Raw genomic sequence first — 26,269 nt, 5'->3', positions numbered from 1 at the left:
GTTCGCTAGTGATTGCGGTTGAAATAGTAGAGCGACGAAGGTTTGCCCGCATTTTCGAGCGACGAAATAGAAGGTCATAAAGGCGGAAATCCGTGTACTTAGCGGTATTACTCAAGGTTGCCATCTACAGCTTGGTCGCGAACAAGCTGCGCTCGTTTTTGGCAGTGTTGGGCGTGATCATCGGTGTGGGCGCGGTCATTGCGATGCTCGCGATCGCGGCGGGTGCGCAGTCGCAGGTGATGGGCAGCATTCAGGCGATGGGCACGAACCTGCTCACGGTGCGCCCGGAATCGCGCGGCGGTTCGAGCGGCGTGCGGACGGGCACCGAGCAGAACCTTACCGTCGATGACGCGAAAGCGATTTTGAACGAGGTGGAGGGCGTTGAACAGGTGGCGCCGGTCGTTTCCGGCCGTTGCCAGATGAAATACTATGAGAATAATACCAATACGAGCGTCATGGGCGTCGCGGTCACCTACCTCCCACTCCGCAATTTCGAGGTCGAAAAGGGCCGTCTCTTCACCAACGGCGAAGAGGAGCGCATGGCGCGCGTTGTCATACTTGGTCCACAGACGGCCGAAGATCTCATGGGAACGGAAGATCCGATCGGCACAACGATCAAGGTGAACGGCGTGAACTTCGAGGTCATTGGCGTGACGAAGGCCAAAGGCGATCAGGGGTGGTTCAATCCCGACGACAATGCGTTTGTGCCGTATACGACGGCGATGAAGCAGATGTTCGGGCAGGACTACCTGCGCGAAATACAGGTGAAGTGCGAGAACCAGGAAGACTTGAATACGGTGCAGGACGCGATCTTCGCGTTAATCCGCAAACGCCACCGCATCGAGCCGGGGATGCCCGACGATATCGAAATCCGCAATCAGGCGGACATGATCAACACGGCAAACGAAGTTACGGGAACGTTTACGATTTTGCTTGGCGCGGTGGCGAGCATTTCTCTGTTGGTCGGCGGCATCGGGATCATGAACATCATGCTGGTGACGGTCACGGAGCGCACGCGCGAGATCGGTATCCGCAAAGCGATTGGCGCGAAGGACCGCGACATTCTGCGGCAGTTTCTGTTCGAGGCGATTCTGATGAGCGCGATCGGCGGCGTAATTGGCGTCGGGGCCGGAGTGGGCGCTGCGAAATTGTTGTCGTCAATGACACAATTCACGACGGTCGTTGAAGGTCACAACATTGTCATGGCGCTATTGTTCTCGGCGGCGGTGGGGATTTTCTTCGGATACTATCCGGCGCGTCGCGCGGCGAAGCTGAACCCGATTGACGCATTGCGATACGAGTAGATTTCAGATTATGCGCGCGCCCTGAGACTGCGCGCGTTCATGTAGCGGAAGTAAGGAGTGGAAGTGCTGAACCGTCTGCTGACCCAGCGGGGCCTGTGCTGCGTGCTTGTATGCGCCGGGACCGGTTGCGCCACGATCGAGTTTTCCAAGCCGCCGCGCGTTCCCGACGTCGTTGTCACGAAGCCGTTGGAGGATGCGAACCAGCACGTTTCGCCGCCCGCGCTGGATCCCGCGAAGGTGCCGCCGGCAGACGACGCGGCCCCGGTGCCGGGCGAGGCGCTGAACCTTACCGTGGAAGGCGCGATCGTGATTGCGCTTGCCAACAACAAGGCGTTGGCGGTCGAGGAAGTGAATCCGGCGATTCAGAGGACGTTTGTGTCGGAGCAACGTTCCGTGTTCGATCCGGTCCTGAACGCTGCGTACGTGGAAACCGACGACGAGAATGAGCGCGACCTGCTGCTGCGCACGCCGATCACGATTCCGGACGGGCAGGGCGGCACGATAACGGCGGGCAGCGCGTGGCAGCCTGTGGAAACGGAAGTCGAGACGGACAGCGAGTCGCGCAGCGTGGGCGTGACGCAACGGCTGCCGACGGGCACGGACATTACATTGACCTACGGGAAAGACCGCACGGTCGTGCGCAACAAGAGCACCGATCCGCGCCGCGTGTACGGGACCGATACGGACACGGATACCCACAGTCTCGATTTTACAGTGCGCCAGCAACTGCTGCGGGGCGGCGGGCTCGGCGTAAACCTGGCGAGCCTGCGACAGGCGAAGTTGGCGGCGCTGGCGTCCGAGTACAATTTGCGCGGGTTTACGGAGGACCTGGTGTCGCAGGTCGAGCAGACGTATTGGGACTGCCTTACGGCGCAGCGGCAAATCAAGATTTTCGAGGACTCGCTGACGATTGCGGAAAACCAGGCGAAAGAAATCGGGTATCGCATCGAGATCGGCGGGATGGCGGAAAGCGAGAGCGCAGCGGCCGACGCGGAAGTGGCGCAGCGGAAAAGTTCACTAATTGACGCGAAGAGCAACTACGACACGTTGCGCATCGCATTGCTGCGCCTGCTCAATCCGAACGCGGAATCGTTGCATCCGGTCGAACTGAATTTGCTCAGCGATCCGAAGATTCCGGAGGTCGAACTGATCGACATCAGCGCGTCCATCGCGTTGGCGCGGCGGATGCGGCCCGACCTTAACCAGACGCGCCTTCAGATTCAGCAGGACGATCTCGAGGTGGTCCGCACGCGAAACGGTTTGCTTCCGCAGCTTGACGTGTTTGTCACGCTGTCGAAGTCCGAGAACAAGACACACTACAGCGAATTGTTTCTAGTGAATACGCAGGTCGAGGACGACGACAACGTGACAACGCAGATTGGCGCGGAGTTCAGCTATCCGTTCGGCAATCGCGGGCCGCGCGCGCGGTATATCCGCTCGACAATGACGCGATCGCGCAATCTGCTGGCGCTAGCCAATTTGAACCAACTCGTCGAGCAGGACATCCGGACTGCGCACATCGAGGTCGACCGGGCCAAGCAGCAAATCGAGGCGACGGCGGTGACGAGCAGGCTGCAACAGACAACGCTGGATGTGGAGCGCGAAAAGCTGCGCCAGGGGAAGTCGACGGTGTTGCTGGTGTCGCAGGCGCAACGCGACCTGCTGACGGCGCAAATCAACGAGGTGCAGGCGATCGCGGCGTATCTGAAGGCGCTGGTGAACCTGTACCGTCTGGAAGGATCGCTGCTGGAGCGCCGGGGCGTTGCGTGCCCCGGCAGCGAACCGATCGATTTGGCAAGCGAAGATGAATCTCTCGCGACGGCTTCCGCCGGCGCGACGACTCCGGCACCTGTAAGCAAAACCGAAGGAGCATTGCCGCAATGACACACCCCACGTCCGCGCACAGGTTTGCGAAGGCGCGTCCCGCGTTGGCCGCGCTCTCCCCCATTTGGGAACTGATCTTCATTTCGGAATCGGTCCTCGGACTGTTTGGGAGTTTCGCGAGTATCGGGCTGTCGTTTCTTTCCGCGGTGACGTCGCTGACGCTGGCGCTTGCGGAATTGTTTGGCGGAGCGACAGAGAGCTAGGGCGTTTTGGAGGAATCGTGGCTTTGCTCGGTCGTGATTGAATTTGGCGGAGGGCAAAGGACGTAGAGGACGAATGGGACCTAAAGGACCTATACGGCGGGGGACGTGATTGATTGTCTGAAGAGTGGCGCGAGAACGGGGACGATTACTGGCGGGAACGATTACGATTACGATTACGAGCACGAGCACGAACACGAACACGAGAAAAAGAACGAGTAAGAGCACGAGAAAGAGAATGCGGCTACGTGATACCTCAAGTCTCTTTTGGGGGTTTGATTACGAGGGGAAGCGGCGTTCTCCTTCGTAAGTCTACGGTGGAGTCTGCCGGCGCGCTCAGCATTGCGTATTTTGCGGGGCTGCGGCGAAGCCCGGACGCATTTTGCGGGGCTGTTGTGGACCCGGTTATCGGGTATCGCGCTGGGTTGTTATCATGTGTTCCAGGGCCGCCCAACCTTGCAGTTGCGATTGCGTAAGCGTCGGGCCACTTTCGCCTTGGGCCCGGTGCCGCACGGCGCGCAACCATCGCCGCGTGCGGCGTGGCAATTGCGCTTTCCGGTTCACAACGAGCCCTGTCACTTCCTGGCGCTGATGTTGGCGCATGATGCGGCGCTTCCTGGCGATGTGAACCCTGTAGCCGTAATCGCGGAGAATCTGGCGCGTGACGGTCAGCAACATGCTGATAGTGTTGCTGTCGTCGGTCGCAAACGAGAATGTGATGTCGTCGGCGTATCGGGTGTAGGTTGCGCCCGACCGTTCGGCCAGCGTTTTCAGGCCGGCGTCGATGCCGAAATTGACGAGGTTGCTGATGCGCGGGCTTGTTGGCGCGCCCTGCGGCAGGCCGCCGTTGTACGTACACAATTCGGTTAGCAGCGCCGCGGCCTCGCGGTTCCAGCCGATCCGCTGAAAATACTCTTCCACGCGTCTCGCGGACGTGCTCGCGAAGAAGTCCACGATGTCCAGTTTTGCCACGACGGGCTGGCCGACGTGGCACACCGCGTTCGTCACAATCGAGTGACCGCGCTCGAACCCGACGGCGTGGGGGTGTGCGCGCAGCCGCGCGAGCACGCGGCGCAGAATGAGGCGCTGCAGTTGTTTCAGTTCCGGCGCCGGCGCATGGATCGTGCGCTGTCCCCCACTTCGCTTCGGTATGTGAAACGTCGTGTATGTCGGGCGGACGGCGGACAGCTCGGCCGGCGCGGTTCCGAGGCGCCGCGCCAATTCTTCGACGGTGTGCCCGGAACCTTTGAACAGCTTCTTGAACAGACCCACACGCCGCTCCCGTTGCGAACCGAAGATAGCGGATGCCGGAACTTGCCCGGCATCCGCCTTGCCTTGCTACACACCTGTGTGTACGGGTGATTCTCGGACAGGCCCATGGGACCCGGCCGGCGAAACGCCGGCCCGCGCAATTAAACGCGCCACCAAGGCAAGTGGGGACAGCGTACGACTGGCGATAGGCGAAATCAATCGATTGGCCACATTCTACGGAATAGCGGTACTCTCTGTGGGAGCTCCCGTGCCGTTCTCAGGCCCAAGAGGAAAGCTTGCGTGATCGGGCAAGTCGTAGGGGCTGAGTGGTTGAACACGAAGTCCGCTCGATGGACTATTAATGCTGGACAGACTGACTTCATTTCCTTCGGCGTCATATAACTGAACACTCGAAAGGCGGCCGAACTCGTCGTAGCCGAACACGGAGCGGGCGTAGCCTTCCGCAATGTTGACAAGCATCCCGTTGGCGTCGAAGTGGGCGAGTTCGGTAACGTTTCCGAAGTCGTCGCGTTTCCACGTCACGCGGGCGACGCCGTTGGCCTCGCCTGAAATCGCGCCGGTGGCATCGTAGTACGTTTCCTCGGCGAGTTGAACGCCTTTTTCGAACCGCCGCGTGACTCTTGCGAAGCCGTCCGGCCCTGGCGTAAGACTTCCATCGGCGTCGTAGTAGCACTCCTCGAGGGGATTTCCGTGTAGGTCGAATTGCGTCGTCCTGCGCGCGAAGATGCCGCGGTAGAGCGCGGGCCGGTCGTCAAGCGCCCAGTACGCGCGCGACGTTTCGAGGCCCTGGTTGTTGTATTCGCTCGTAATTCGGGCGATGCCGTCGTACGTTTCGGTGGGGTCGCCATTTCGATTGAAGAACCTCGATTCGATCGGGAACCCGCGCGCGTGGTGGCGCCACGTTTGCAGGGCGAACCCGTCTTCATTTTCCGTTGGAGCCCCGTTCGCACCGAGGTAGGTTTCTTCGATGACGTTGCCGCTCAAGTCCGTCGTTGTCGCTACGGCCACGTAGGGCGCTCCATCGAGGTATGGAGTGCCATCGAGGGCGAAGAAGGACTCGAGGGTCTGGAATCCCTGCGCGTTGTACTGGAATGTACGGCGGGCATATCCATCGCCGGAGATCACGGGCCGCTCGCTATTGTCGAGAAACGACTCTTCGATGAGGAATCGACGCGCGTCGAACGCGCGCTTGACAAGGGCGACGCCGTATTCATCCGGCACGAGTTCGTTATTGGGGCCGAGGTATGCCGTCAGGATGGGATTGTTGCGTTCGTCATACCGGACGACGGTGCTCGAACTGCCGGTCTCGAAGGGCAGGTTGTCCCGGTCGTAGAAGTCCCTGCGAACGACATTCCCACGTTCGTCGTATGCGCACACCATGCGCGCGTATCCGGAGCCGGTGACTACGAGCGCGCCGTCGGGATTGAAGAACGACTCTTCGATCAGTTCGCCACGCACTCCGTACTGTTGGAGGATGCGCGCCGCGCCACTGGACACCTGCATGGGTTTGCCCGCCGGCCCGAAAAACGAGATTTCCGTCCGCAACAATTGGTCGTCGTACGCGTAACGCACGACTGCCGCGCCGCGCCGCGCGAGCGTTGGCGCGCCGTCCGGCCCGAAAAATGCCTCGCTCGTCGTACGACCGCGCTCGTCGTACTGCCGGGTAACACGCGCATAGCCGTTCGCGCTTATGACCGGATCGTTGTCCGGACCGAAATAGGACTCGTCCAACAACCGTCCGAGCGCGTCGTACTTTGTCACGAGCCGCGAATAGCCTCGTTCGCAGAACGCCGGTTTTCCGTTTTCGTCGAAATAGGCGGTGCCACTCGCGTATCCGCGTTCGTCGTAGGACTTGGTCGTGGCGGCGTAGCCGAAAGCGGTCTCGATCGGCTTTCCATCCTGCGCGAAGTAGAGGCGGCGCACTTCCATGCCCAGCGCGTCATAGTCGCTCACGCGTCGAAAGAACCCGTCCACGCACAGCGTTGGGGCGCCATCCGGACCGAAGTACTCTTCGCGCTCGAGCAGCCCTCGCTTGTCATACACGTGCGCGACTGACGCGTAGCCGAGGCGGTGAATGGCAGGGCGCTTGTCAGGGCCGAAGTAGGTTTCGCGGACAAGCCGCCCGAGCGGGTCGTACTCGAACTGGACGGAAGAGTACCCGTCGCGAGCATACGCGGGACTGTCATCGGGCGCGAAGTAACTTGTTTCAATACGGTCTCCGCGAGCGTTGTACGCGTGAGCGGTTCGGGCGTATCCGTCGCGGGACCATGCCGGCGCGTTTCGGGTATCGAGATAGGTTTCACCGACGAGGTTGCCGCGCGCGTCGTAGGTGTATGCGACACCGGCGTACCCGTCGACGGCGAGCGTGGGGTTTCCGTCCGCATCGAAGTAGGACACGGACGTGCGGCGATCGCGTTCGTCGAAGGTGCGCGCGAGCCGCGCGTAACCGCGCACCGATAGTGCGGCGTTGCCGAGGGTGTCAAAATAGGACTCGCCGATGGTATTGCCGCGGTCATCGTATTTGAAATCGATTCGCGCGTACGCGTCGCGGCTGGGGTACGGCAGTCCGTCCGCGCCAAAGTACGATATAGATGAGAGCCAGCCGCGGTCGTCGTATGTGTGTACCAATCGGGCAAATTGTTCTTTGACGATGACGGGGCGCCCATCGACGTCGAAGTGCGCGGTTTCTCGGACGAGGCCGCGCTCGTCGTACGCCCAGCGCGTCTCTGCCGCGCCCCCGGCGTCGGGAGTGGGCTGCCCGTGGGCGTCGAAGCGCGATTCGCGAATGACGTAGCCGCGTGAATCGTTTTCCATCTTTACGACTGCGAAACCGTCAGCGGACACGGCCGGTTCGCCATGCGCGCCGAAATACGACTCGCTCGTTACAAAACCATTTGCGTCGTATGTGAAATCGATTCGGGCGTATCCCGCCTTGGACGCGACCGCGCTCGCGCTTTCGTCGAAGTATTCGGTCCGGGTCTTATTGCCGGAATCGTCGTATGTCCATCGTTCTATCGAGACGCCGTCCGGGCGGCGCGCGGGCTTTCCGTCGGCGCCGAAGGCGGCCGCCTCGGCAAGGTTGCCCCTGTCGTCGTACGCGAGTTTGTACGTTGCGGCGCCAAATGACGGCACGTCGATTGGATTGCCGTCCTCACCGAGCCACCGGAGTTCGGTCATGTTTTCGCGCACGTCGTACGATAGTTTGACGCCGGCGAAGCCTTCCTTGTTGACGACCGGCTGCCCGTCCGGCGAGGTTCCGCGCGTTTCAGTGACCTTGCCACGGTCGTCCATTACGACAACGACGCGCGCCCACCCTGAGAACGCATATACGGGTTCGCCGGATGTGCCAAAACACGAGACCTCGAAGACGTTGCCGTCATCGCCAATGTGTACTTCGCTGCTGGCGTATCCATCGCGCGACAGGGTTGGTTTGTCGTCCAGTCCGAAATACTCGGTGCGCGTGGCAAAGCCGGTATCGTCGCGTATGTAGCGAACGCGGTGGTATCCCGCGGGCGTGAGCGTGGGTTTACCGCGGGCATCGAAATAGAGTTCTTCGGCGATGTACCCGTTGTTGTCGTACGCGAACCGGATTTCGCCGATACCGTTGCGATCCAGCGTGGGCATCTCGGCCGTATCGAAGTAGGTTGTTCGAGCAGGTTGGCCGTGGGGGTTGAGTTCATGCCGTACGATCGCAACCTCGTCGAGATTGCGCACCAGTTCGCCGCTGCTGTTCTTGAACCGCGCTTCCGTAAGGTTGCCGTGCGCATCGTAGGCCCGTTCCTCGACGCAGTACCCGCCCACGACATCGATTGCGCTGCCGTCGGCGTCGAGCGCGGTGCTTCGGACCTCGCGGCCCGCGTCGTCATAGGTACGTTCGTAGGACATGACGCCGCTTCGGTCGGCGCGGACGTTTCCCTCGGCGTCGAGTTGAAACGCGCGCAGCACCTGGCCTCGCTCGTTGAGTTCGAACCGGGACCCGAAACTGCCGTCGGCGTCGGGACGCGGCGTGCCCCAGACGTCGGCGTAGCGGGTCTCGATCGGATAGCCGCGTTCGTCGTAGGCGAGTTGGTGCTGCGTGATGCTGGTGCGCGGATTGAGCGAGACGGTTGGCAGGGAGATTGTCGCGGATGGTTGCGTAACGGGGCGGTTTCCGCTGCGGAAGTTGACGTTCTTGAGGTCCGCGCTGAATACCAACTCGCGAATGGGGCGGCCGAGATTGTCCTTCAGTTCGACGCGTTCGACCTGGCCATCGGCGCGGTAGTGGTACACGCGCTCGGTGACGTCCTCGTTATCGGGGGCGGGCTTCCCGCGGCCAGATTCGCGGAACACGCGGAGCACGCGCCCGCCGCGGGTTTGAAAGCGATAGCGTTGGGCGATGCGGGCGCTCTGTTCGGGCGTCACGGGCCGTACGCCTTCGGCTACGCCGTAGCGCGGTACGAAATCTTCGTAGAAGAACTCTTTGACGCGGCTTTTGTCCCAGTACCAAAGGCCGATGCTCGCACCGAGCGCGAGCAGGGCGGCGACGCCCGCCGATACGAGGCGGCGAACACGATTGCGGCGTTCGCGGTCGCGCTGGCGGAGATCGTCAAACCTGCAGCCAAGAATGCACGCCGCGAACCGAAGCAGGGCCATTCGGCGGAGTTCGCGCATGGATTCGTCGTGGCGCGGGCGCACGTCCGCCGCCAGCGGTTCGATGACGACCGTTTCTTCGTGCCGCGTGCCATCGGGAAGATTGTGTATTTGCTGCTCTTCGGTGAGGACTTTTGGGAACGAGTCATCGGGATCGCCATCAATGAGGAGTGCGAGAATGCGAGCGCCACGGCCCATCTCGCGGAACATTTCGATCTCGCGGCAAATCCACCGGGATTGGGGCGTGTGACGGGAGCAAATGACAATGAGGAACTTTGACGCGACGAGGGCCTGGACGATTTGTTCGTTCAGATCGCAGGAGGCCGGGACCTCATCTTCGTCGCGAAAGGACTTGCCGAGCGTCGCCGGGAAGCCGCGCGCGCGGAGCGCGCGCGGAACGCGGTAGGTTTCGAGGGCGTTCAGCAGCCATTTCGCCCAGCCCCGATCGAGTTCCAGGTGGCGGTAGCTGATAAACGCGGAGTATTGGTAACCGGCTTCCGGCTTCGACGCGTCGGACATAGGCCGTATGCATTCCCAGTTGGGCGGCTATCGTGCGATTGTGTGCGTTCTCCGTGTCAAACCTGCCCGAGTATGCGGGAGACTTTATTCTTTCACTTGTTCAAGGATGGCGAAGTCTCCCGGATTCCAGGCCTGCGCGATGACGTAGAGTTTGTCGCCGACTTTGGTCATCGTGGCGTTGTGTACGTGTACGAAGTTTTCGAGGCCAAGGTCTTCCTTGGGCATGAGGGTGGATACGATGGCGTCGTCTTTCAGCAGGTAGATGGGCGCGCCCTTCGACTTGTCGGGGCCGTCCAGGCAGCCGATGACGGCGAGGCCTTCCGTGTAGTCAATGTCGCACGCGAGCGAACCGGCGGGCAGCGATACGGTGTCGACGTAGGCACCTTCGGGAGTGAAGCGATCGATCTGGGCGTTCGGACGGTCGGCCACCGTGATTTGTTTGCCGTCCGGGCTTGGCGTGATGCCGTGGCCTGTACCGAACTGGCCCGGTCCGTCGCCTTTGCCGCCGAATGCGAGCTTATTCCATGTGACAGACGCGGCGTTGCCTTCGACGTTTGCGGTCAGGACGTAGTCCAGCTTCGAGTAACCCGTTGCGACGTAGTAGAGATTGCCTAGTTTCGTCACATCGGTTGGGACGAATTTCTCGCCGGCGTCAAAGTATGCGTTGACTGTGTCAACGCCGAACTCGGTGTCCGCAATGGGCGCATCGAGTGTGTTGACGAGCGTGCCCTCGAGCGTCGTTGTAAATACCTTACCAACGTCGTTTCCGGGGAACACGAGGTACGGCGAACCGTCGCCCGCATACCATATGGCCGCGTTGTGCAGGTTCGTGTCTTTCATGACCGCGGCCGTCCTTACCATTTTCGTTTTCTTCAGATCGCGGCTGATTTCGATGATGCCCGCTCCTGGAAGCGCAAAGTAGACTTCACCCCGATCGCCGCGCCGGTCTACGGCGAAGCCGCCGTGCGCTTTCGTTAAGACAGCGACGGCTTCCGCGGGAAGGTGATCGCTCTTGTAGAGCAGCTTGAACTTGAGGTCGCCTTGGCCGGTGACACCGGGACTGGATTTTGCCGGGGCGTTCGCGTCTGCCTGGGCAAGCGTGATGGTCGAGGCGTCCTTGTCATGACGGTGGCCGGGATGCGCGAAGGACAACGGCGCAACGAGAAGAGCGGCGGCAAACACAAGCGGAACGATTCGGAACACGGCAGTTCCCTCCCATTTCAAGAACGCAGCCAATTGACACGTACCCTGCGGCGATTACGATAAACCAGACGGCCCCGCCAGTTCCACGCGGCGCGGCGAGCGGTCGGATGTTGAGCGATCGGAAGCGCGGTTGTGTAGAATGCGCGACGGCTTGCGGCGAACGGCGGCACGAAACGGGGACTGGGCGGGCACGTGGACAGATTCTTTGGTATTCCCATCAGCACGTACAGGAGGGTTGCGCGCGAGTGGGGGCCGTTTGGGGTCGTGCTGCTGTTCTTCTACCTTTCCGGCGCCGCGGGGCTTGTGTACCAAGTCGTATGGACGCGCAAGCTGGTGTTGCTGTTCGGCACGACGGCGTATGCGGTCAGCACGGTCCTTTCCGTTTTCTTTTTGGGACTTGGCATCGGAAGTTTCTGGGGTGGACGAATCGCAGACCGATGCGCGAACCCGCTGCGCATTTACGGCGTCTTCGAAATCCTGATTGGCGTTTGGGCCGTTCTGTTCATAGTCGGGATCGATCGCGGCGAGTTCATCGTTGCGCAGGCGTTGCAGACGTTCGCCACGTCGCGCGCAGGTGGCGTTGCGTTGCGCGCGTTGCTGGCGGCCGCGTTCCTCATCGTCCCCGTGACGCTGATGGGCGCGACGTTGCCGCTGCTCTCGAAAATGATTGGGCGCTCGGACCGCACGCGCGGGTTGCGGATTGGTCTGCTCTACGTCATCAACACGGCCGGCGCCGTGTCGGGGTGCGTATTCGCGGGAATCTACGGCATCGAGCTGTACGGATACGCGAAGACGACGTACATTGCCGCGGCGGCGAATATCGGCATCGGGATTTTCGCGCTGATCGCGTGCGGCTGGTTCGCATACGAAAAAGAGGACGCGACATTCGAGCAACGGACAAGCGGCACGCCTGCCGCCAAGGCGATATCGATCGTCGCGATCGCGTTTGCAGTATCCGGCTTTTGCACGCTGGCGCTCGAAGTGATGTGGACGCGGGTGCTTACGCTCGTGTTTATGGGCACAACGTATGCCTACACGGCGATGCTGGCGTCGATCCTGGTTGGCATTGCGTTGGGGAGTCTCATTGCGGCGGCGTTGGCGGACCGCATGAAGTCCCCCGTGTTCGCGCTTGGGCTCGTCGAGTGCGCGGCGGGAATCGCGTGCGCGGCTACGCTCATCTTTATCGAACGCCTCCCGGAAACGGTACAACGGTTTCAACACGAATACTCGCTCCAATTCGAAGGACAAATGAGGGTCCTGTTCGCGTCGTCGTTCACGGTGTTGCTAGTTCCGACCGTGTTCATCGGAATGACGTTTCCTTTCGCGGTCCGCGCCGTGGCCGCGTCGCACGCGCGATTGGGTAAAGACATTGGGCGGCTCTACGGTCTCAACACATTTGGCGGAGTGCTGGGCGCGATCGCGGGTGGATACATTCTGCTGCCGACGCTTGGCGCGCACACGGGCATCGCGGTGCTCGGCGCGGTGCTGATCGCGATCGGAATCGTACTCGCGTGTACGAGCGCCGTGCGGACGATTCCAAAAGTGGCCCTGCTCGTCCTTGTCATATGTGTGGGCGGGGTTGTTGTCTCGAAACTGCCGCGCGACGTGAGCGAGTCGTTGAACAGGAGCTACCTGCCGCCGGAGCATCGCGTCGTCGCGTTTCGCGAGGGGGTCGAGGGGACGGTTGTCGTGTCGGAACCGGTGGGCAACACGGGCAACTCGAACCGCGCGCTTTGGATCAACGGCGTACAGGCGACGCAATCGATTCTGAAAGGCGTTCGCATGAACCGGTTTCAGGGCGTGTTGCCGTTTGTTTTCGATCGGGAACCGAAGACGGCGCTGCTCATCTGTTTCGGGTCCGGCATTACGGCGGGCACGCTCGCGACATCGCATCTGTCGGTTACCGGCGTGGAACTATCGCATGACGTGTTGGAGATGGCGCACCTGTTTGAGGACGACAACTGGCATGCGCTGGCCAACCCGAACCTGCGGATGCACGTCGACGATGGGCGCAACTTCCTGCTGACGCACGAGGGACGGTACGACGTAATCACGTTCGAGCCGATGCCGCTCGCGGTCGCGGGAGTTTCGACCTTTTACTCGGAAGAGTTTTACGAACTGTGCAAGATGCGGCTGGCGCCGAATGGGATCGTCGTGCAGTGGGTGCCGTTGCACGCCACCAACCTGGAAGTGGTCCGTACGGCGATGCGCACGTTTCACGAGGTGTTTCCGTACTGCACGGCATGGTTCGTCAATGCGGACCTGTTTGTGGCGGGAAGCGAGAATCCGCTGCGTATCGACATTGGGAACGCGGTGCGGCGCATGTCCGAGCCGCAAATTGCGGATGGAATGGGAGAAGTGGGTTTTGTGGACGCGACGGACATGCTGTCGAGTTATTTCATGTCCGGCGAAGCGATTGCTACGTTCGCGGGCGACGCGCCGGTAATGAGCGACGATCGCCCGTGGGTCGAGTTCCTGGTACCGCGAATTCTGCACCAGAATACGGTCGGGGATTCGTTGCGCGCGCTCATTCCTCATTTTGAAAGCCCCTTCGCGATAGCGGACGAGCAGACACTGCAATCGGCTGGAGCCGAGTTGCGCGAACGACTCGAACGCCGGCATCGCGCGCGGGCCATTACGATCGAGGGCATCGAAACGGTATATGCGGTTGGGCCGATTGGCAATCCGGAGCGTATCTTCGAGGAAGCCCTGGACATCGATCCGACGGACATTCTTGCGCGGTCGTACTACAGCGAGATCGCGCCGCAGCGGTTTGCGCAGTTCGTACGCTACAAGGAATACGAAGAGGCGGAAGCGTATCTCGACCGGTTTGCGCGATACGTTCCAGAGAGCGGCGAGGTTTGGGCGTACCGGGTGGAACTGTACACGGCGTGGGGAAAGGCGCAGGAGGCGGCGGAAGCGCGGCGCAAACTGGATGAGCTTTCCGCGCGGGGCGCATCCTGAACCGGCGGCGTGTTTGCGGTAAGCGGGTCGTGTAAAATGCGCGCGTAGTTGAGGGCGGGCGGATGACGAAGATAAAGTGTCCGGTGTGCGAGCACACGAACGACGCGACGCGCAAGGACTGCATGCAATGCGGCGCGCCGTTGCCGAAGGTGCGCGTTCACGGTTCGGGGCCGAAGCCGCCGTCCGCGCCGCAGCCGCTAGGCCAATCCGGCGGACACTCGACATTCCGCAAAGGGCAACTTGTCGCAAGCCGCTATACCATTCTCGACCTTGTGGGAAAAGGCGGGATGGGGTGCATTTATCGCGTCCACGACAACACGCTGAAGGAGCAGGTCGCGTTGAAGACGCTGCTGCCGCAGTACCTGCGAGACAAGATGGTCGTCGAGCGGTTTTTCAACGAGGCGCGTATTGCGCGGCAGCTTTCCCATCCGAACATCGTTCGTGTGCACGACATCGGCATGGCGGATCAGGTGCTCTACATTTCGATGGAGTATCTGCAGGGTAAGTCGCTGCGCAACATGCTCGAGGAGCTGTTGCCCGGCGAGCGCCTGCCGGTGAAGGACACGGTGAAGATCATGATCGATCTGTGCACGGCGCTCGAATACGCGCACCAGTACACGGTCCACCGCGACCTCAAGCCCGAGAACATCATGATTTTGCCGGACGGCTCGCTGAAGCTGATGGACTTCGGCATCTCGAAGTTGATGACGACCGGAAAGTTGACGGCGACGGCCGTGGTCATGGGCACGCCGCACTACATGCCGCCGGAGCAGTTCAAGGACAGCAGCACGGTTGACGCGCGCGCCGACATTTACAGCATCGGCGTGATCCTTTACGAAATACTCACCGGCAATCTTCCGACGGGCGTTCCGAAACCGGCGTCCCAGATTCTGCGCGACGTCCCCCCCGCGCTCGATCCGATTATCGCGAAATGCGTCGAGCCGGAGCCGTTCCACCGTTATGCGACCGTTGCCGAGTTAAAGCTGGCGCTTTTGGGCGTCATGGATTTGTTGCGGGGGGGCACGATCGAATCCAAGAAGATAGTGAAACCACCCGCGGCGGCGCGCGGCGAGACGCTGCGCCGCGTCGCGGGCGGTATTCTTGTTCTCGTCATGATCGCGCTGACGGCAATTGGCGTCTTCGGGCTCGAAGGGCGACGCGCGCGTCAGTTGGAAGAGATGAATGCACAGGCCGTGGCCGATCCCGGCGAATCGATCGAACGGCAATGGCGTCAACGGTACACAACGGCGACCGAACTGATCGTGGCCGCTGAACAGTTCACGGCGAACCGCGAACAAACGGACGAAGCGGTGAAGCGCATTTTCGAGCGGATTGGCACGTTGCGCGCTTCGGCCGAATTAAATGCCGAGCGCGATCCGGAACGCGCGGCGAGGTTGGCGCACCAGGCGCTGCAATGCTATGCGGCGTTGCTAACTCCGCTTCCGCAGGGCGAATATTTTTTCGTAGTGCCGGGCGACGACATCGATCAAGACGGGTTCTTCATGGCGACGCATCCAGTGACGGTTGCGCAATACAGCGCGTGGGCGCCGTCCGCGAACTGGCCGGCGAGCGCGTCCGCCGCAACGCTTGATCAACCGGCGGTAACGAGCCAGTACTACGACGCGCAGGCGTACGCGGCGAACCAAGGCATGCGCATCCCTTCGCGTGACGAATGGGAGCGCGCATTCGCGGAAGAACCTGGGCCGCTGGCCACCGTATTTCCGGAGTGGACGCGCACCGTCACGGGAGGCGAACCGGAGGCGGACGGACTGCCGACGTTTGGAAATGAACTGTGGGTTGTGACTGTTTCATTGGATGTCGACAACAATCCGACGTTGCCGGTGTTTCAGTCCGCGCAATACTACGCGCCGGGACAGCAGATAAGTTTTCGGTGCGTGATACCCGTCAACGCGAACCCCGACGCGGTGCGCAAACTTTTGGGATCGTGAGGCGCGGGCGTTTGACACGCGCGCATCCGCGCGGTACGATCCAGTGACATCAGCCGACCGGCGTTTGCGCCACCCGGCTGGAAAGGGGCCCGAATGAACGTTTGTGCGTGCCCACATTGCGGCGCACCGCGTATACTTCTCTCGCGAATTCCCAAAGATGTGGTTGCTGTGCTCACGTGCCCGAACTGCACCGAACTGGTAGTTGTGTTCCGCCAGCACGCCGCGGGGCTCAGCCGCCGCGTAATCGAACAGGGCAGCTTTACGGAAAAACGCGATCACATTGCCGAAATAATCACCGAGTTTCTCGATCCGAGCATTTTTCAGTTCCCGCCAACCGATGGTGAAGAGATACCGGAAATCGGCGAGCCGCCATCGGCGCCGATCGGCGACAGCCCGCTGCGCGGGCCCATCTCGCAGAAGGAGTTGGAGCAATTTGTGCGCGTCGACTTGAACAAGATCGACGAAGCGCAGTACTTCCGGAAGTATTTCGGATCGTAACCGGCCCAATGCGGCCCCACCCCCAGTTTCCGCCCGGCGGCGCAATTCGGGCGTCCTACTTTCTACCGTTCATACTCCTGATCGCTTCATTCGACGCATTCGCGTGGAACAAGCCGGGTCACATGGTCACGGCCGGCGTCGCATTCGACTCGTTGCGTGGTCACGATGACGACGTGATCAAGAAGGTCACGGCGTTGTTGCAGCACCACCCGTTCTACGAGCCGCAGTGGAAGAGCCAAATCCGGGCGCTGTCCGCGGAGGACCAGGCGCTCGTGCTGTTCATGCTCGCGTCCGCCTGGCCGGACGACGTACGGATGGATCGCCGCTTTCACCAGGGCGCGTGGCACTTCGCGAATTTTCCGTACGTGCCGAAAGGGCAACCGCGGCACATCCGCGGGCGAGACCCGGACCCGGACAACATCCTGAGCGCGTTCAGCCACAATGTGAAGATTGTGCAGAACAAGGCGCGACCGGATGCCGAACGTGCGGTTGCGCTCGCATGGATATTTCATCTGGTGGGGGACGTCCATCAGCCGCTGCACACGGTCTCGCTGTTTACGGTGCAGTGGCCGAACGGCGACCGTGGCGGGAACGATTTCATCATTCGTGCGAAGGCGGAGAACCAGCCAATCGATCTGCACCGGTTCTGGGACGATTTGATCATCGGGTCCGACCGGCTGCGGAGCATTCGCAATGCGTCGATCCTGATCCGGAAGACGTTTCCGCGGGACCATCTCAGGGAATTGCAGCACCGCGAGTTTCGCGAGTGGAGCGCCGAGAGTTTTCAGCTTGCGCAGAGCCACGTGTACCAGTTTGGAAAATTGCCCGGCAGCGTGGACAAGAACAATGCGCCGGTGCTGACGCAATCGTACCGGATGAACGCGAAGGCGCTTGCGGAACGGCGCGCGGCGTTGGCGGGGTACCGGCTCGCCGACGTGCTGGAGCAGTTGTTCGATTAGTGCGATGCGAGAAAGTGCGTGGTTGAAGGTGCGGACATTACTCGGTGTTGAAGCCGAATACCCGATTACGAGCCGCGATGAAGCGGAGCTTCACGCGAATAGCTCTCAATTCATGGACGGAATGGACCGCATGGACAAGATGGATAGCATTCAAGACGAACACCGATGATCGATTACGATTACGAGCACGAGTACGAGAAGACAGGTGCGCGCGTTTGTTCGCGGGGTTGGACGATTGCGGGAGCTGTTGTGGCGGCCGCGTAATTGGTGTCGTTGCCGCAGCGTTCAGCGAAATCCGTGGCTCGCGGCGACCTGGAACAGTGCGACGCCGGCGGCGACAGATACGTTCAGGCTTTCCATTCCCTTTGCGAGCGGGATTCGCGCGATCACGTCGCACGCCTTTCGCACACCGGGGCGCAGGCCCTTCGTTTCGTTGCCCATGACAATCGCGCAGCGGTCGGCCCAGTTCACGTCGAAGACGCTCTGATCGCCCGCTGCGTCGAGGCCATACGTCCAGAACCCGGCATCGCGCAAGTCGCGAATCACCTGCGCGACGTTTCCGCACATCGCGACCGGGACGTGGAAGACGGCGCCCGCGCTCGCGCGCAGCACGTCATCGTCGATCAATGCGCCGCCACGTTCGGGCAGCGCGATCGCGTGGACGCCCGCGCATGCGGCGGTACGGATGAGCATGCCGAGATTGCGCGGGTGCTGGACCTGATCGAGCACAAGCACAATGGCTTTTGGCGGGCACGTCTCGACGATTGACTCGAACGATGCGTACGCCACGGGGCTAATTGCCGCGACGACGCCCTGGTGCTCCAGCGTCCCGGCAAGCTCGTTGAGTTTCGCCTGGGGCACGTAGTCGAACGGCACGCCCACGGCCTTTGCCGCCGTCGCGAGGGCGTCGGCCCCGTGCGCCCGTGATTCTTTCGCCAGGTAAAGACGATTCACCCGCCCCGCTTCGCGCAAGGCTTCGCCGACGGCTTTCACGCCATGAATGTGTTTTTCGGACATACGCGGAATGGTACGGCGTTGCGTGCGCGCGCGCAAAGCAGAGTTGTCTGAACGTGGGGATTGGAGTATGGCGAGTGTCCCTGGCGGGGGTGTTGCCGTTATGATTCCGATATGCCTGTCTACCTCGGTTTGGGAAGCAATGTTGGGGACCGCATGGCGCATCTGCGCGCGGCGGTTGATGCGCTGCGCGTGGAGCCGGGCGTAACGGTGCTGCGCGAATCGCAGGTGTACGAGACGGAACCCATCGGCGAGACGAACCAGGTTTTTTTTCTAAACATGATTGTTTCAGCAGCGACATCGCTCGCGCCCGAGGAATTCCTGGGTCGCATGCAGGCGATCGAGAAGCGGCTGGGCAGGGTCCCGACGCGACGTTGGGGGCCGCGGGTCATCGATATCGATATTGTGCTTTGGGACGGCGTCGTTGTGGTGACGGAGCATCTAACGATTCCGCACCCGGAATTTCGCGCACGCGCGTTCGTGCTGCTGCCGCTTGCTGAGATTGCACCGGATGCGACGGACCCGGCGACGGGCGAACGTATCGAAGTGCTTGCAGGACGAGTATCCGGGCGCGACGGGGTCAAACTCGTGGGGGCACTTAATGTGAGGCGGTGACGTCGATTTCGCGGATTCTCCATTGGCGGAACTGCGCATAGTGCAAACTGGCGTTGGAATGTGGCATAATTATTTTCAGCCATACGGCGCGCTTGGGCAGGGACTTGCCCCTGACCCGGAGTTAAGCGCGCCCCGAATTGACTTCTGAACCGCTCCGCTTGGAGCCCAAAAGGGACCGGGACGGGCAACGTCACGGTTCAGGAGAGTGTGATGCCACGCGTTTCCGCGGTCTCTCTGCGTGACCGCAAGCGGGCCGGCGAGAAAATCGCCGTGCTTACCGCCTACGATTTTCCCACGGCGAAGCTTATCGATCAGAGCGGCGTTGACGTTGTGCTGGTCGGCGATTCGTGCGGCATGGTCGTGATGGGCCGCGAGAATACCCTTGGTGTGACGATGGACGAGATGGTCTACCACACGCGGATCGTGTCGGCGGCGGTGGAGCACGCGTTGGTAGTCGGCGACATGCCGTTCCTCTCCTATCAGATATCGTCCGAAGAGGCTGTGCGGAACGCGGGCCGGTTCGTTGCCGAGGCAGGCGCGCAGGCGGTGAAGCTCGAAGGACCGGCGCAACGGTTCGGCGATACGATTCGCGCAATCCTCGATGCAAGTATTCCGGTCATGGGGCATATCGGCCTGCAACCGCAATCCATCCACCAGCTTGGCGGATACAAAGTGCAAGGGCGGGATCCGGAAAGCCGCGCCCGGCTAATCGAAGAAGCAAAGGGGCTCGAAGACATTGGGTGCTTCGCACTGGTGCTCGAATGCGTACCGGCGTCGCTTGCGAAGGAGATCACGGATGCCATTTCAATCCCCACCATCGGTATCGGCGCCGGACCCCACTGCGACGGGCAAGTGCTCGTGATGCACGACATGCTGGGAATGGGCAAGTACACGAAGTTTTCTAAAGTTTATTTTGATGTGGGCGCAGCGATGAAAACCGCATTTGAAGCATACGTGGCCGAGGTCAAATCCGGCGCGTTTCCGGCGATGGAGCAGTCGTTCGAGTGATTGTGATTGTGATCGACACGGCCGATACGATGCGAGCGTGGTCGGAAGAGCAACGGTGCGCGGGCAAAACGATCGGATTCGTGCCCACGATGGGCGCGCTGCACGAGGGTCACGCGAGCCTGATGCGCGAGTCGTCGAAAAAGAATGATGTCGCGGTGGCGAGCATTTTTGTGAATCCGGCGCAGTTCGCCCCACACGAGGATTTTGACAAGTATCCACGGACGTGGGACGCGGACGTGGCTTTGTGCGAGGAATGCGGCATCACCGCCATCTACGCGCCGCAGAAAGAGGTGCTGTATCCGCCGGGCTATGCGACGTATGTGAATGTCGAGGGCCTGTCCGAGGGTCTTTGCGGCGTGACGCGGCCTGTTTTCTTCCGCGGCGTTGCGACGGTCGTGGCGAAGCTGTTCAACGTCGTGCGCCCGCACCGCGCGTATTTTGGGCAGAAGGATGCGCAGCAATGTGCGGTCATTAAGCGCATGACGGAAGATCTCGAGTTTGGAATTGAGATTGTGATTATGCCGACCGTACGCGAGGCGGACGGTCTGGCGATGAGTTCGCGCAACCGGTATCTGAACGCGGACGAACACGAGCGCGCGTTGTGCCTTTCGCGATCGTTGTTTGCGGCGGAGAAGATGATGCGGGACGGCGAGCGCGATGCGGCGCGCATTGTCGACGCCGTGCGTAAAGGCATGGCGGACGTGCAGATCGATTATGTGGAGCTGGTCGACGCGGAAACGATGAGGCCCGTCGAACAAATAGAGAAGCCGATTGTGTTGGCGGTGGCCGCGTTTGTCGGGCAGGCGCGGCTCATCGACAACATCACCTTCGAGGTCCCCCAACCATGCTGCTGACGATGTTGAAGAGTAAAATCCACCGTGCGACGGTCACGCAGGCCGATTTGAATTACGTCGGCAGCCTGACGCTCGACCCGGATTTGATGGAAGCCGCGGACATCCTCGTGCACGAGAAGGTGCAGGTGCTCAACGTCAATACTGGCGCGCGCTTCGAGACGTATGCCATCGAGGGCAAGCGCGGGTCCGGCGTCTGCTGTCTCAACGGCCCCGCCGCACGGCAAGGGCAGCCGGGCGATATCGTCATCGTGCTGACCTACGCCGAGATGAACCGCGACGAGGCAAAGGTGCACAGGCCAAAGAATGTGCATGTGGACGAGAAGAACCGGATTACGGAGATTGTGACGAAGCCGGAGGCGAATGGGGTATAGTTTTCCGGGCATGATGTCGTTTTGTGAAGGAGCCTCCCGTGCTTCATTTGCTTCGTTCCGCGCCCACTCCCGAGCAAGTGACCGAGATGTTAGAGTTTTACAGCTACATCAAGTTGGCTGTCGATATTCGGCGCGAGGTCTTGGCCGGTGGCGGTGAGATGCATGCCGATTGTGAGGCCGTGTTGCTTGAGAACGGGAGCCGCCAAATCGATATCTGGGGTGCCGATTGGCGCCCCAAGAGAAATCTTGTCACGTTTGAGTCTTTGATCAATATTCGACCGTGGGATGGAAATAACGGAATGGAGATTGCCGACGCGGCACTGCGACGCAAGATAGAGACAATTGTGCGAAGGATTTTCGATGCCGAATCCCCTCAGAATTCGTGAGCGATACATGCGCGACAATCTGTCCGTACGCATTGGAGGGATTGCCGCCAATCTATCGCGCATCTACTCATTTTCACAGGATATCGGTAGCTGCGAGGAAGTATTGGACTTGATAAACGAAACGATCCATTTCGTTAACTGGACGATGATTGATCCGACGATCGAGTGCAGTACGTCACACGTGTTGGCAGATTTGGCCGCCTTATTGGAAACATGGAAACGAACTTGTCAGTCGAACTGGGTCGATGATACAGAGCGGCTCGTGATATCGAGTGCGGCCCAGGAATGGGCGCAGCGAATTCTGCAGTGCTCAGGACTGCTGAACCGAGCGAAACCTGCCTAGCACGGCGGCGCATGCGGAAGTGAAAAGTTTCCCTCCCAAACGTTATAATTTCTTCTCCGTACGCATGAAACTTGGATTCTAAACAAAAGATGCCTCCGATCCGTGTCCGCATTGCCCCGTCGCCGACGGGCTTTTTTCATATTGGCAACGCCAAGACGGCGTTGATTAACTGGCTTTTCGCGCGTAAGGTCGGCGGCACGTTTATCTTACGGTTGGAAGACACGGATTCGGAGCGGAGCGAGGCGCAGTACGCGGACATTATTTGCGAGGGGTTGCGCTGGCTGGGGATCGACTGGGACGAGGGGCCGGCGTTTGGCGGGGAGCCGGAGAAGGGCCAGCACGGGCCGTACCGGCAGTCTGAGCGCGCGGACATTCACCGGCGCGAGGCGCAGCGGCTTGTGGACGAAGGCAAGGCGTACCGCTGCTACTGCACGAAGGAGGAACTCGACGCGGAACGCGAGCGCGCGCAGGCGGAGAAGCGTCCGCCGCGGTACAGTGGGAAGTGCCGCAACTTGACGCCAGAGCAGATCGCCGCCATGGGCGACCGGCCGTTCAGTGTGCGGTTCCGCGTGCCGGAGGGCGCGACGGTCATTGACGATCTTGTGCAGGGGACGGTGCGCGTCGAGAACAAGGAGATTGACGATTTCATTGTCGTGAAGCCGAACGGCGATCCGGTGTTTCATCTCGCGGTGGTGATCGATGACGGTCTGATGGAGATTTCGCACGTCATTCGTGGGGACGATCACCTTACGAATGCGTTTCGTCACGTGCTGTTATTCAATGCGCTTGGATACTCGTTGCCGACGTTCGCCCATTTGCCGATGGTGCTGGACGAGACCGGCAAGAAGTACAGCAAACGGCGACACGGCGCGAACGTGCTCGATTGGCGCGAGGACGGATACCTGCCCGAGACCATTGTGAATTATCTTGTCCTGCTCGGGTGGACGCCGGAGGAAGAGGGCCGCGAGTTGTTCACGCGGCAGGACCTCATTCAAGCGTTTTCGCTCGAACGGCTGGGAAAATCCGCGGCGAAGTTCGACCTCAAGAAGTTGCAGTGGCTGAACGGACAGCACATTCGCATGCTGACGCCGGAGACGTTGCGGGACAAGGTCCTCCCCATTCTGCACAAGGCTGGCTTCAATACGTCGGGCAAATCGTTGGAATGGCTCACGCGCATGGCAGGAATCTGCCAGGAGAAGATTCCGACGTTGAACGAAGTCGTGCCGTACACGGACTTCTTTTTCGTCGCGCCGGCGACGTATGAGGAAAAGGCCGTCGGCAAGCAGTGGGGCAAGCCGGGCGCCGCGGAGCACATGGAGACCATCGTAGCGGCGCTCGATGGCGTATCGTCGTGGGACCATGACACTTTGAAAGCCGCTTTCGAGAAACTCGCCGCCGACAGCGGACAGGGCTTGGGCCACTACGTCCACCCCACGCGGCTCGCGTTGACGGGAAAGAGTGTGGGCCCCGGCCTGTTCGAACTGACCGAGTTGCTGGGCAAGGAAGAATCGCTGCGACGGATGCGCGCCGCGATCGAATTCATCCGCAAACGGGGAGTCGATGCCTGATGAAACTGGTAGTAGCGGGAATCGATCTCGGCGGCACGAACGTGAAGACGGCGATCGTTGCGCGCAACGGCACGCTGCTCGCGAAAGATTCGCGTCCGACCGACGCCGACGAAGGGTTGGAGACCGTTCTCGACAACATGTCCGCGAGTCTTGACGCGGCGATGGAAGAGGCGCACGCGGACCCGAGCGACTTGGTCGCCATCGGCATTGGCGCACCGGGACCGATGAACTGGCGCACGGGCGTCGTGTTCAGTCCGCCGAATTTGCCGGGGTGGGAGAATGTACCGCTGGCGGACCTGATGCGGGAGCGGCACAACGTAGCGACGTATGTTGATAACGATGCGAACGTTGCGTGCTGGGGCGAATTTTGGTCGGGCGCGGGTCGGGAAGTGGATTCGATGGTTTGCCTGACGCTCGGCACCGGCGTTGGCGGCGGCATCGTTGTGCATGGGCGGTTGTTGCGCGGGCCGGACGGAACCGCGGCGGAGATCGGGCACATGTGCGTGGCGCGGGGTGGACGCGACTGCAACTGCGGCGCGCGTGGGTGCCTCGAACAGTACGCATCCGTCACTGGTATGGTGCGGACCGCGGTCGAAGGCATCGAGCAGGGGAAGCGAACGGTACTTACGGACATGTGCGGCGGCGACGTCGAGCGTATTGACGGCAAGATGATATCCGATGCCTTGGCCCGTGGGGACGAGTTTGCGGGTTGGGTGATGCACGAGACGGGCGTCTGGCTGGGCACGGCAGTAGGCAGTCTGATCAACCTGCTCAACCCGGAGATGGTTGTGTTTTGCGGCGGCATGATTGCCGCGGGCGAGGCGCTGTTCGCGCCGATTCGGAAGACGGCAAAGGAACAGGCCTTTGAAGTGCCCGCGAGCCGCGCCGTCATCGTGCCCGCGGGACTCGGCGCGGACTCGGGCGTCATTGGCGCGGCGGGGTGCGCATTGCAGCGGTATGAAGAGGAAACCAAGGTGCGCGGGTAGCCGCCCACGGCGACACGAACGGCGTAGAGTTGTACGGATCGAAATGATGAGTGCTATAGGAGTAATGAGAGCAACGGGACGGTACGCGCGATTCGCCGCCCCCGGCTCGCGAACCACCGAATGATTGCAATTGTCGATTACAAAGCAGGAAACCTGACGAGCGTGAAACTGGCGCTGGGGCACTTGGGCGTGGAATGCCAGATTACGCGGGACCCCGCCGTGATTCGCGGGGCCGAACGCGTGATTTTTCCTGGTGACGGGGCGGCAGCCGCGGCGATGGACCACTTGCGCGAGCTGGAATTGCTGGAACCGCTGAAAGACGTCATAGCGAAAGGCACGCCGACGCTGGGGATTTGTCTCGGCACGCAGGTGATCTGCGACTGGTCGGACGAGGACGGCGGGGTCGCGTGCATGGGCGTGTTGCCGGGCAGGGTCAAGAAGTTCGTCGCGCCGAATCCGCTGTGCAAGATTCCGCAGATGGGCTGGAACACGATGCGGTTCGCGCGCGAGCATCCCCTCTTCGATGGCATCGAAGACGATAGCGAGTTTTACTTTATTCACAGCTATTATCCGGTGCCGGCATCGCGCGATCTCGTCATGGGCGAGACGCGGTATGCGGACGCGACGTTTGCATCGGCGGTCGGCAAGGGTAACCTGTTTGCGACGCAGTTTCACCCGGAGCGGTCGGGGCGCGTGGGCATGCGGCTGGTCGAGAACTTCACGAAGTGGAACGGGCAATGCTGACGAAACGCATTGTCCCCTGCTTGGATGTCCGGAACCGCAAGGTCACGAAGGGGGTCCGGTTCCAGAACAATATCGACCTCGGCGATCCGATCGAGATGGCCGTGGCGTACAGTGACGGCGGCGCGGACGAACTTGTCTTCTACGATATCACTGCATCGGCGGAACGCAGGCCAATCGACATCGACATGGTGAAGGAAATCGGCAAAGTCGTCCACATACCCTTTGCCGTGGGCGGTGGAATCGAGAGCCTTGACGACATGTATCGCGTACTGCTGGCGGGAGCGGAGAAGGTCTCGGTGAACTCGCTGGCGGTGCGCAACCCAAACGTAATCGCCGAGGGCGCCCGCATTTTCGGCGCCCAGTGCATCGTTCTCGGCATGGATCCGGTGAAGGTCGATGATCCTGCGAGATTCTCCAGCGGCTATGAAATCACCACGCGGGGGTTCCGCGAGCGCACGGGCATGGACGCGCTCGAATGGGCGAAGCGCGCGCAGGACCTCGGGGCTGGCGAAATTGTTGTCAACTCAGTCGATGCCGACGGCACGCGCGCGGGGTTCGAATTGACGCTTACAAAACTAATTTCGACCAACGTCGGGGTACCCGTAGTCGCGTCCGGCGGCGCGGGTATGCCGCAACATTTGATCGACGTTTTCAAGATCGCGCATGCGGACGCGGCGATCGTCGCGAGCATGACGCATACCGGCGACTATACGATCGCGGCGATCAAGAAGGAATTGGACGCGGCCGGCGTACCCGTGCGGAAGAAGTGGTAATCGCCACGAAAGAACACAGAGAATACAGCGCGACATAGCGGCAAACGAAGGGTGCGTTGGCGTTCAGGGGACAGGGTCCAGGGTTCAGCAGATCGGGAATTGGGTAGCAGGATTTCAACTGGCCGCAAGGGAACACAGCGCGGCATAGCCGCAATCAAGTGGTTTTCTCCATCAATTTCAAATCTCAAGATTTCAGAATACGATGCGCCAAAGCCAAAGGGCTTAC

General features: G+C 61.0%; 21 protein-coding genes. 17 read left to right on the top strand and 4 right to left on the bottom strand.

The window, feature by feature from the left end:
- The first annotated feature begins 92 nt into the window (after nt 1-92).
- The 3 genes from HUU46_20995 (at nt 93) to HUU46_20985 (ending at nt 3,391) form a co-directional block, all read left to right on the top strand.
- A complete protein-coding gene (locus HUU46_20995; protein ID NUM56126.1) occupies nt 93-1,304 on the top strand; it encodes an ABC transporter permease in 1,212 nt (403 codons plus the stop codon).
- A gap of 63 nt (nt 1,305-1,367) precedes the next feature.
- Nucleotides 1,368-3,188: a TolC family protein gene (locus HUU46_20990; protein ID NUM56125.1), complete on the top strand. Its 1,821-nt coding sequence runs from the start codon at nt 1,368-1,370 to the stop codon at nt 3,186-3,188.
- Nucleotides 3,185-3,391 carry a hypothetical protein gene (locus tag HUU46_20985; protein ID NUM56124.1) on the top strand — a complete coding sequence of 69 codons (207 nt, stop codon included), beginning with the start codon at nt 3,185-3,187 and terminating at the stop codon, nt 3,389-3,391. The genes HUU46_20990 and HUU46_20985 overlap by 4 nt, the downstream gene beginning before the upstream one ends.
- Before the next feature lie 402 nt (nt 3,392-3,793).
- Here the strand turns inward: HUU46_20985 and HUU46_20980 are convergent, their stop codons facing one another.
- The 3 genes from HUU46_20980 to HUU46_20970 form a co-directional block, all read right to left on the bottom strand.
- Nucleotides 3,794-4,660, bottom strand: a complete 867-nt coding sequence (locus tag HUU46_20980) for an RNA-directed DNA polymerase (protein NUM56123.1) — start codon at nt 4,658-4,660, stop codon at nt 3,794-3,796.
- A 213-nt stretch (nt 4,661-4,873) separates the two neighbouring features.
- On the bottom strand, nt 4,874-9,808 hold the full coding sequence (locus tag HUU46_20975) for a TIR domain-containing protein (GenBank protein ID NUM56122.1): 4,935 nt from the start codon (nt 9,806-9,808) through the stop codon (nt 4,874-4,876).
- An 84-nt stretch (nt 9,809-9,892) separates the two neighbouring features.
- A complete protein-coding gene (locus tag HUU46_20970) occupies nt 9,893-11,011 on the bottom strand; it encodes a hypothetical protein (protein ID NUM56121.1) in 1,119 nt (372 codons plus the stop codon).
- A gap of 192 nt (nt 11,012-11,203) precedes the next feature.
- Here HUU46_20970 and HUU46_20965 point away from each other — a divergent pair, with 192 nt between their 5' ends.
- The 4 genes from HUU46_20965 (at nt 11,204) to HUU46_20950 (ending at nt 17,381) form a co-directional block, all read left to right on the top strand.
- On the top strand, nt 11,204-13,975 hold the full coding sequence (locus tag HUU46_20965; protein NUM56120.1) for a fused MFS/spermidine synthase: 2,772 nt from the start codon (nt 11,204-11,206) through the stop codon (nt 13,973-13,975).
- A gap of 62 nt (nt 13,976-14,037) precedes the next feature.
- The gene (locus HUU46_20960) at nt 14,038-15,924 is read left to right on the top strand and encodes a protein kinase (GenBank protein ID NUM56119.1); all 1,887 of its coding nucleotides are present in this window, start codon (nt 14,038-14,040) and stop codon (nt 15,922-15,924) included.
- A gap of 159 nt (nt 15,925-16,083) precedes the next feature.
- Entirely contained in the window at nt 16,084-16,422 is a 339-nt protein-coding gene (locus HUU46_20955) for a hypothetical protein (GenBank protein NUM56118.1), read from the top strand.
- An 8-nt stretch (nt 16,423-16,430) separates the two neighbouring features.
- Nucleotides 16,431-17,381: a S1/P1 nuclease gene (locus HUU46_20950; GenBank protein ID NUM56117.1), complete on the top strand. Its 951-nt coding sequence runs from the start codon at nt 16,431-16,433 to the stop codon at nt 17,379-17,381.
- A gap of 285 nt (nt 17,382-17,666) precedes the next feature.
- On the opposite strand, the gene rlmB is transcribed toward HUU46_20950, so the two are convergent.
- Nucleotides 17,667-18,398 carry a 23S rRNA (guanosine(2251)-2'-O)-methyltransferase RlmB gene (rlmB, locus tag HUU46_20945; protein ID NUM56116.1) on the bottom strand — a complete coding sequence of 244 codons (732 nt, stop codon included), beginning with the start codon at nt 18,396-18,398 and terminating at the stop codon, nt 17,667-17,669.
- 111 nt (nt 18,399-18,509) lie between these two features.
- Here rlmB and folK point away from each other — a divergent pair, with 111 nt between their 5' ends.
- From folK to hisF, 10 genes are all read left to right on the top strand, one after another.
- Nucleotides 18,510-19,010, top strand: a complete 501-nt coding sequence (gene folK / locus HUU46_20940; protein NUM56115.1) for a 2-amino-4-hydroxy-6-hydroxymethyldihydropteridine diphosphokinase — start codon at nt 18,510-18,512, stop codon at nt 19,008-19,010.
- 207 nt (nt 19,011-19,217) lie between these two features.
- Entirely contained in the window at nt 19,218-20,018 is an 801-nt protein-coding gene (panB, locus tag HUU46_20935; protein ID NUM56114.1) for a 3-methyl-2-oxobutanoate hydroxymethyltransferase, read from the top strand.
- A 2-nt stretch (nt 20,019-20,020) separates the two neighbouring features.
- Nucleotides 20,021-20,872, top strand: a complete 852-nt coding sequence (locus HUU46_20930; protein NUM56113.1) for a pantoate--beta-alanine ligase — start codon at nt 20,021-20,023, stop codon at nt 20,870-20,872.
- Nucleotides 20,863-21,243, top strand: coding sequence for an aspartate 1-decarboxylase (locus HUU46_20925; protein NUM56112.1), 381 nt, complete (start codon nt 20,863-20,865; stop codon nt 21,241-21,243). The genes HUU46_20930 and HUU46_20925 overlap by 10 nt, the downstream gene beginning before the upstream one ends.
- Nucleotides 21,244-21,281: 38 nt before the next feature.
- Nucleotides 21,282-21,629, top strand: a complete 348-nt coding sequence (locus HUU46_20920; GenBank protein NUM56111.1) for a hypothetical protein — start codon at nt 21,282-21,284, stop codon at nt 21,627-21,629.
- A gap of 7 nt (nt 21,630-21,636) precedes the next feature.
- Nucleotides 21,637-21,972: a hypothetical protein gene (locus HUU46_20915; protein NUM56110.1), complete on the top strand. Its 336-nt coding sequence runs from the start codon at nt 21,637-21,639 to the stop codon at nt 21,970-21,972.
- An 89-nt stretch (nt 21,973-22,061) separates the two neighbouring features.
- The gene (locus HUU46_20910; GenBank protein ID NUM56109.1) at nt 22,062-23,540 is read left to right on the top strand and encodes a glutamate--tRNA ligase; all 1,479 of its coding nucleotides are present in this window, start codon (nt 22,062-22,064) and stop codon (nt 23,538-23,540) included.
- The gene (locus HUU46_20905; protein NUM56108.1) at nt 23,540-24,526 is read left to right on the top strand and encodes an ROK family glucokinase; all 987 of its coding nucleotides are present in this window, start codon (nt 23,540-23,542) and stop codon (nt 24,524-24,526) included. The genes HUU46_20910 and HUU46_20905 overlap by 1 nt, the downstream gene beginning before the upstream one ends.
- 120 nt (nt 24,527-24,646) lie before the next feature.
- Entirely contained in the window at nt 24,647-25,270 is a 624-nt protein-coding gene (hisH, locus tag HUU46_20900) for an imidazole glycerol phosphate synthase subunit HisH (GenBank protein ID NUM56107.1), read from the top strand.
- A complete protein-coding gene (hisF, locus tag HUU46_20895) occupies nt 25,264-26,043 on the top strand; it encodes an imidazole glycerol phosphate synthase subunit HisF (GenBank protein ID NUM56106.1) in 780 nt (259 codons plus the stop codon). Before hisH ends, hisF begins: the two co-directional genes overlap by 7 nt.
- The last annotated feature ends 226 nt before the right edge of the window (nt 26,044-26,269 follow it).

It is taken from the genome of Candidatus Hydrogenedentota bacterium, from assembly GCA_013359265.1.
Classification (GTDB): Bacteria; Hydrogenedentota; Hydrogenedentia; order Hydrogenedentales; family SLHB01; genus JABWCD01.
The sequence above is the reverse complement of the archived record's forward strand: the minus strand, read 5'-3'. Positions and strand labels throughout refer to the sequence as shown.

Excerpts from the sequence above, each read along its gene's own strand:
- HUU46_20960 (NUM56119.1), top strand. The coding sequence starts at position 14,038 with ATGACGAAGATAAAGTGTCCGGTGTGCGAGCACACGAACGACGCGACG.
- hisH (NUM56107.1), top strand. The coding sequence starts at position 24,647 with ATGATTGCAATTGTCGATTACAAAGCAGGAAACCTGACGAGCGTGAAA.
- HUU46_20975 (NUM56122.1), bottom strand. The coding sequence starts at position 9,808 with ATGTCCGACGCGTCGAAGCCGGAAGCCGGTTACCAATACTCCGCGTTT.
- rlmB (NUM56116.1), bottom strand. The coding sequence starts at position 18,398 with ATGTCCGAAAAACACATTCATGGCGTGAAAGCCGTCGGCGAAGCCTTG.
- hisF (NUM56106.1), top strand. The coding sequence starts at position 25,264 with ATGCTGACGAAACGCATTGTCCCCTGCTTGGATGTCCGGAACCGCAAG.
- HUU46_20985 (NUM56124.1), top strand. The coding sequence starts at position 3,185 with ATGACACACCCCACGTCCGCGCACAGGTTTGCGAAGGCGCGTCCCGCG.
- HUU46_20950 (NUM56117.1), top strand. The coding sequence starts at position 16,431 with ATGCGGCCCCACCCCCAGTTTCCGCCCGGCGGCGCAATTCGGGCGTCC.
- folK (NUM56115.1), top strand. The coding sequence starts at position 18,510 with ATGCCTGTCTACCTCGGTTTGGGAAGCAATGTTGGGGACCGCATGGCG.
- HUU46_20925 (NUM56112.1), top strand. The coding sequence starts at position 20,863 with ATGCTGCTGACGATGTTGAAGAGTAAAATCCACCGTGCGACGGTCACG.
- HUU46_20905 (NUM56108.1), top strand. The coding sequence starts at position 23,540 with ATGAAACTGGTAGTAGCGGGAATCGATCTCGGCGGCACGAACGTGAAG.
- HUU46_20910 (NUM56109.1), top strand. The coding sequence starts at position 22,062 with ATGCCTCCGATCCGTGTCCGCATTGCCCCGTCGCCGACGGGCTTTTTT.
- HUU46_20915 (NUM56110.1), top strand. The coding sequence starts at position 21,637 with ATGCGCGACAATCTGTCCGTACGCATTGGAGGGATTGCCGCCAATCTA.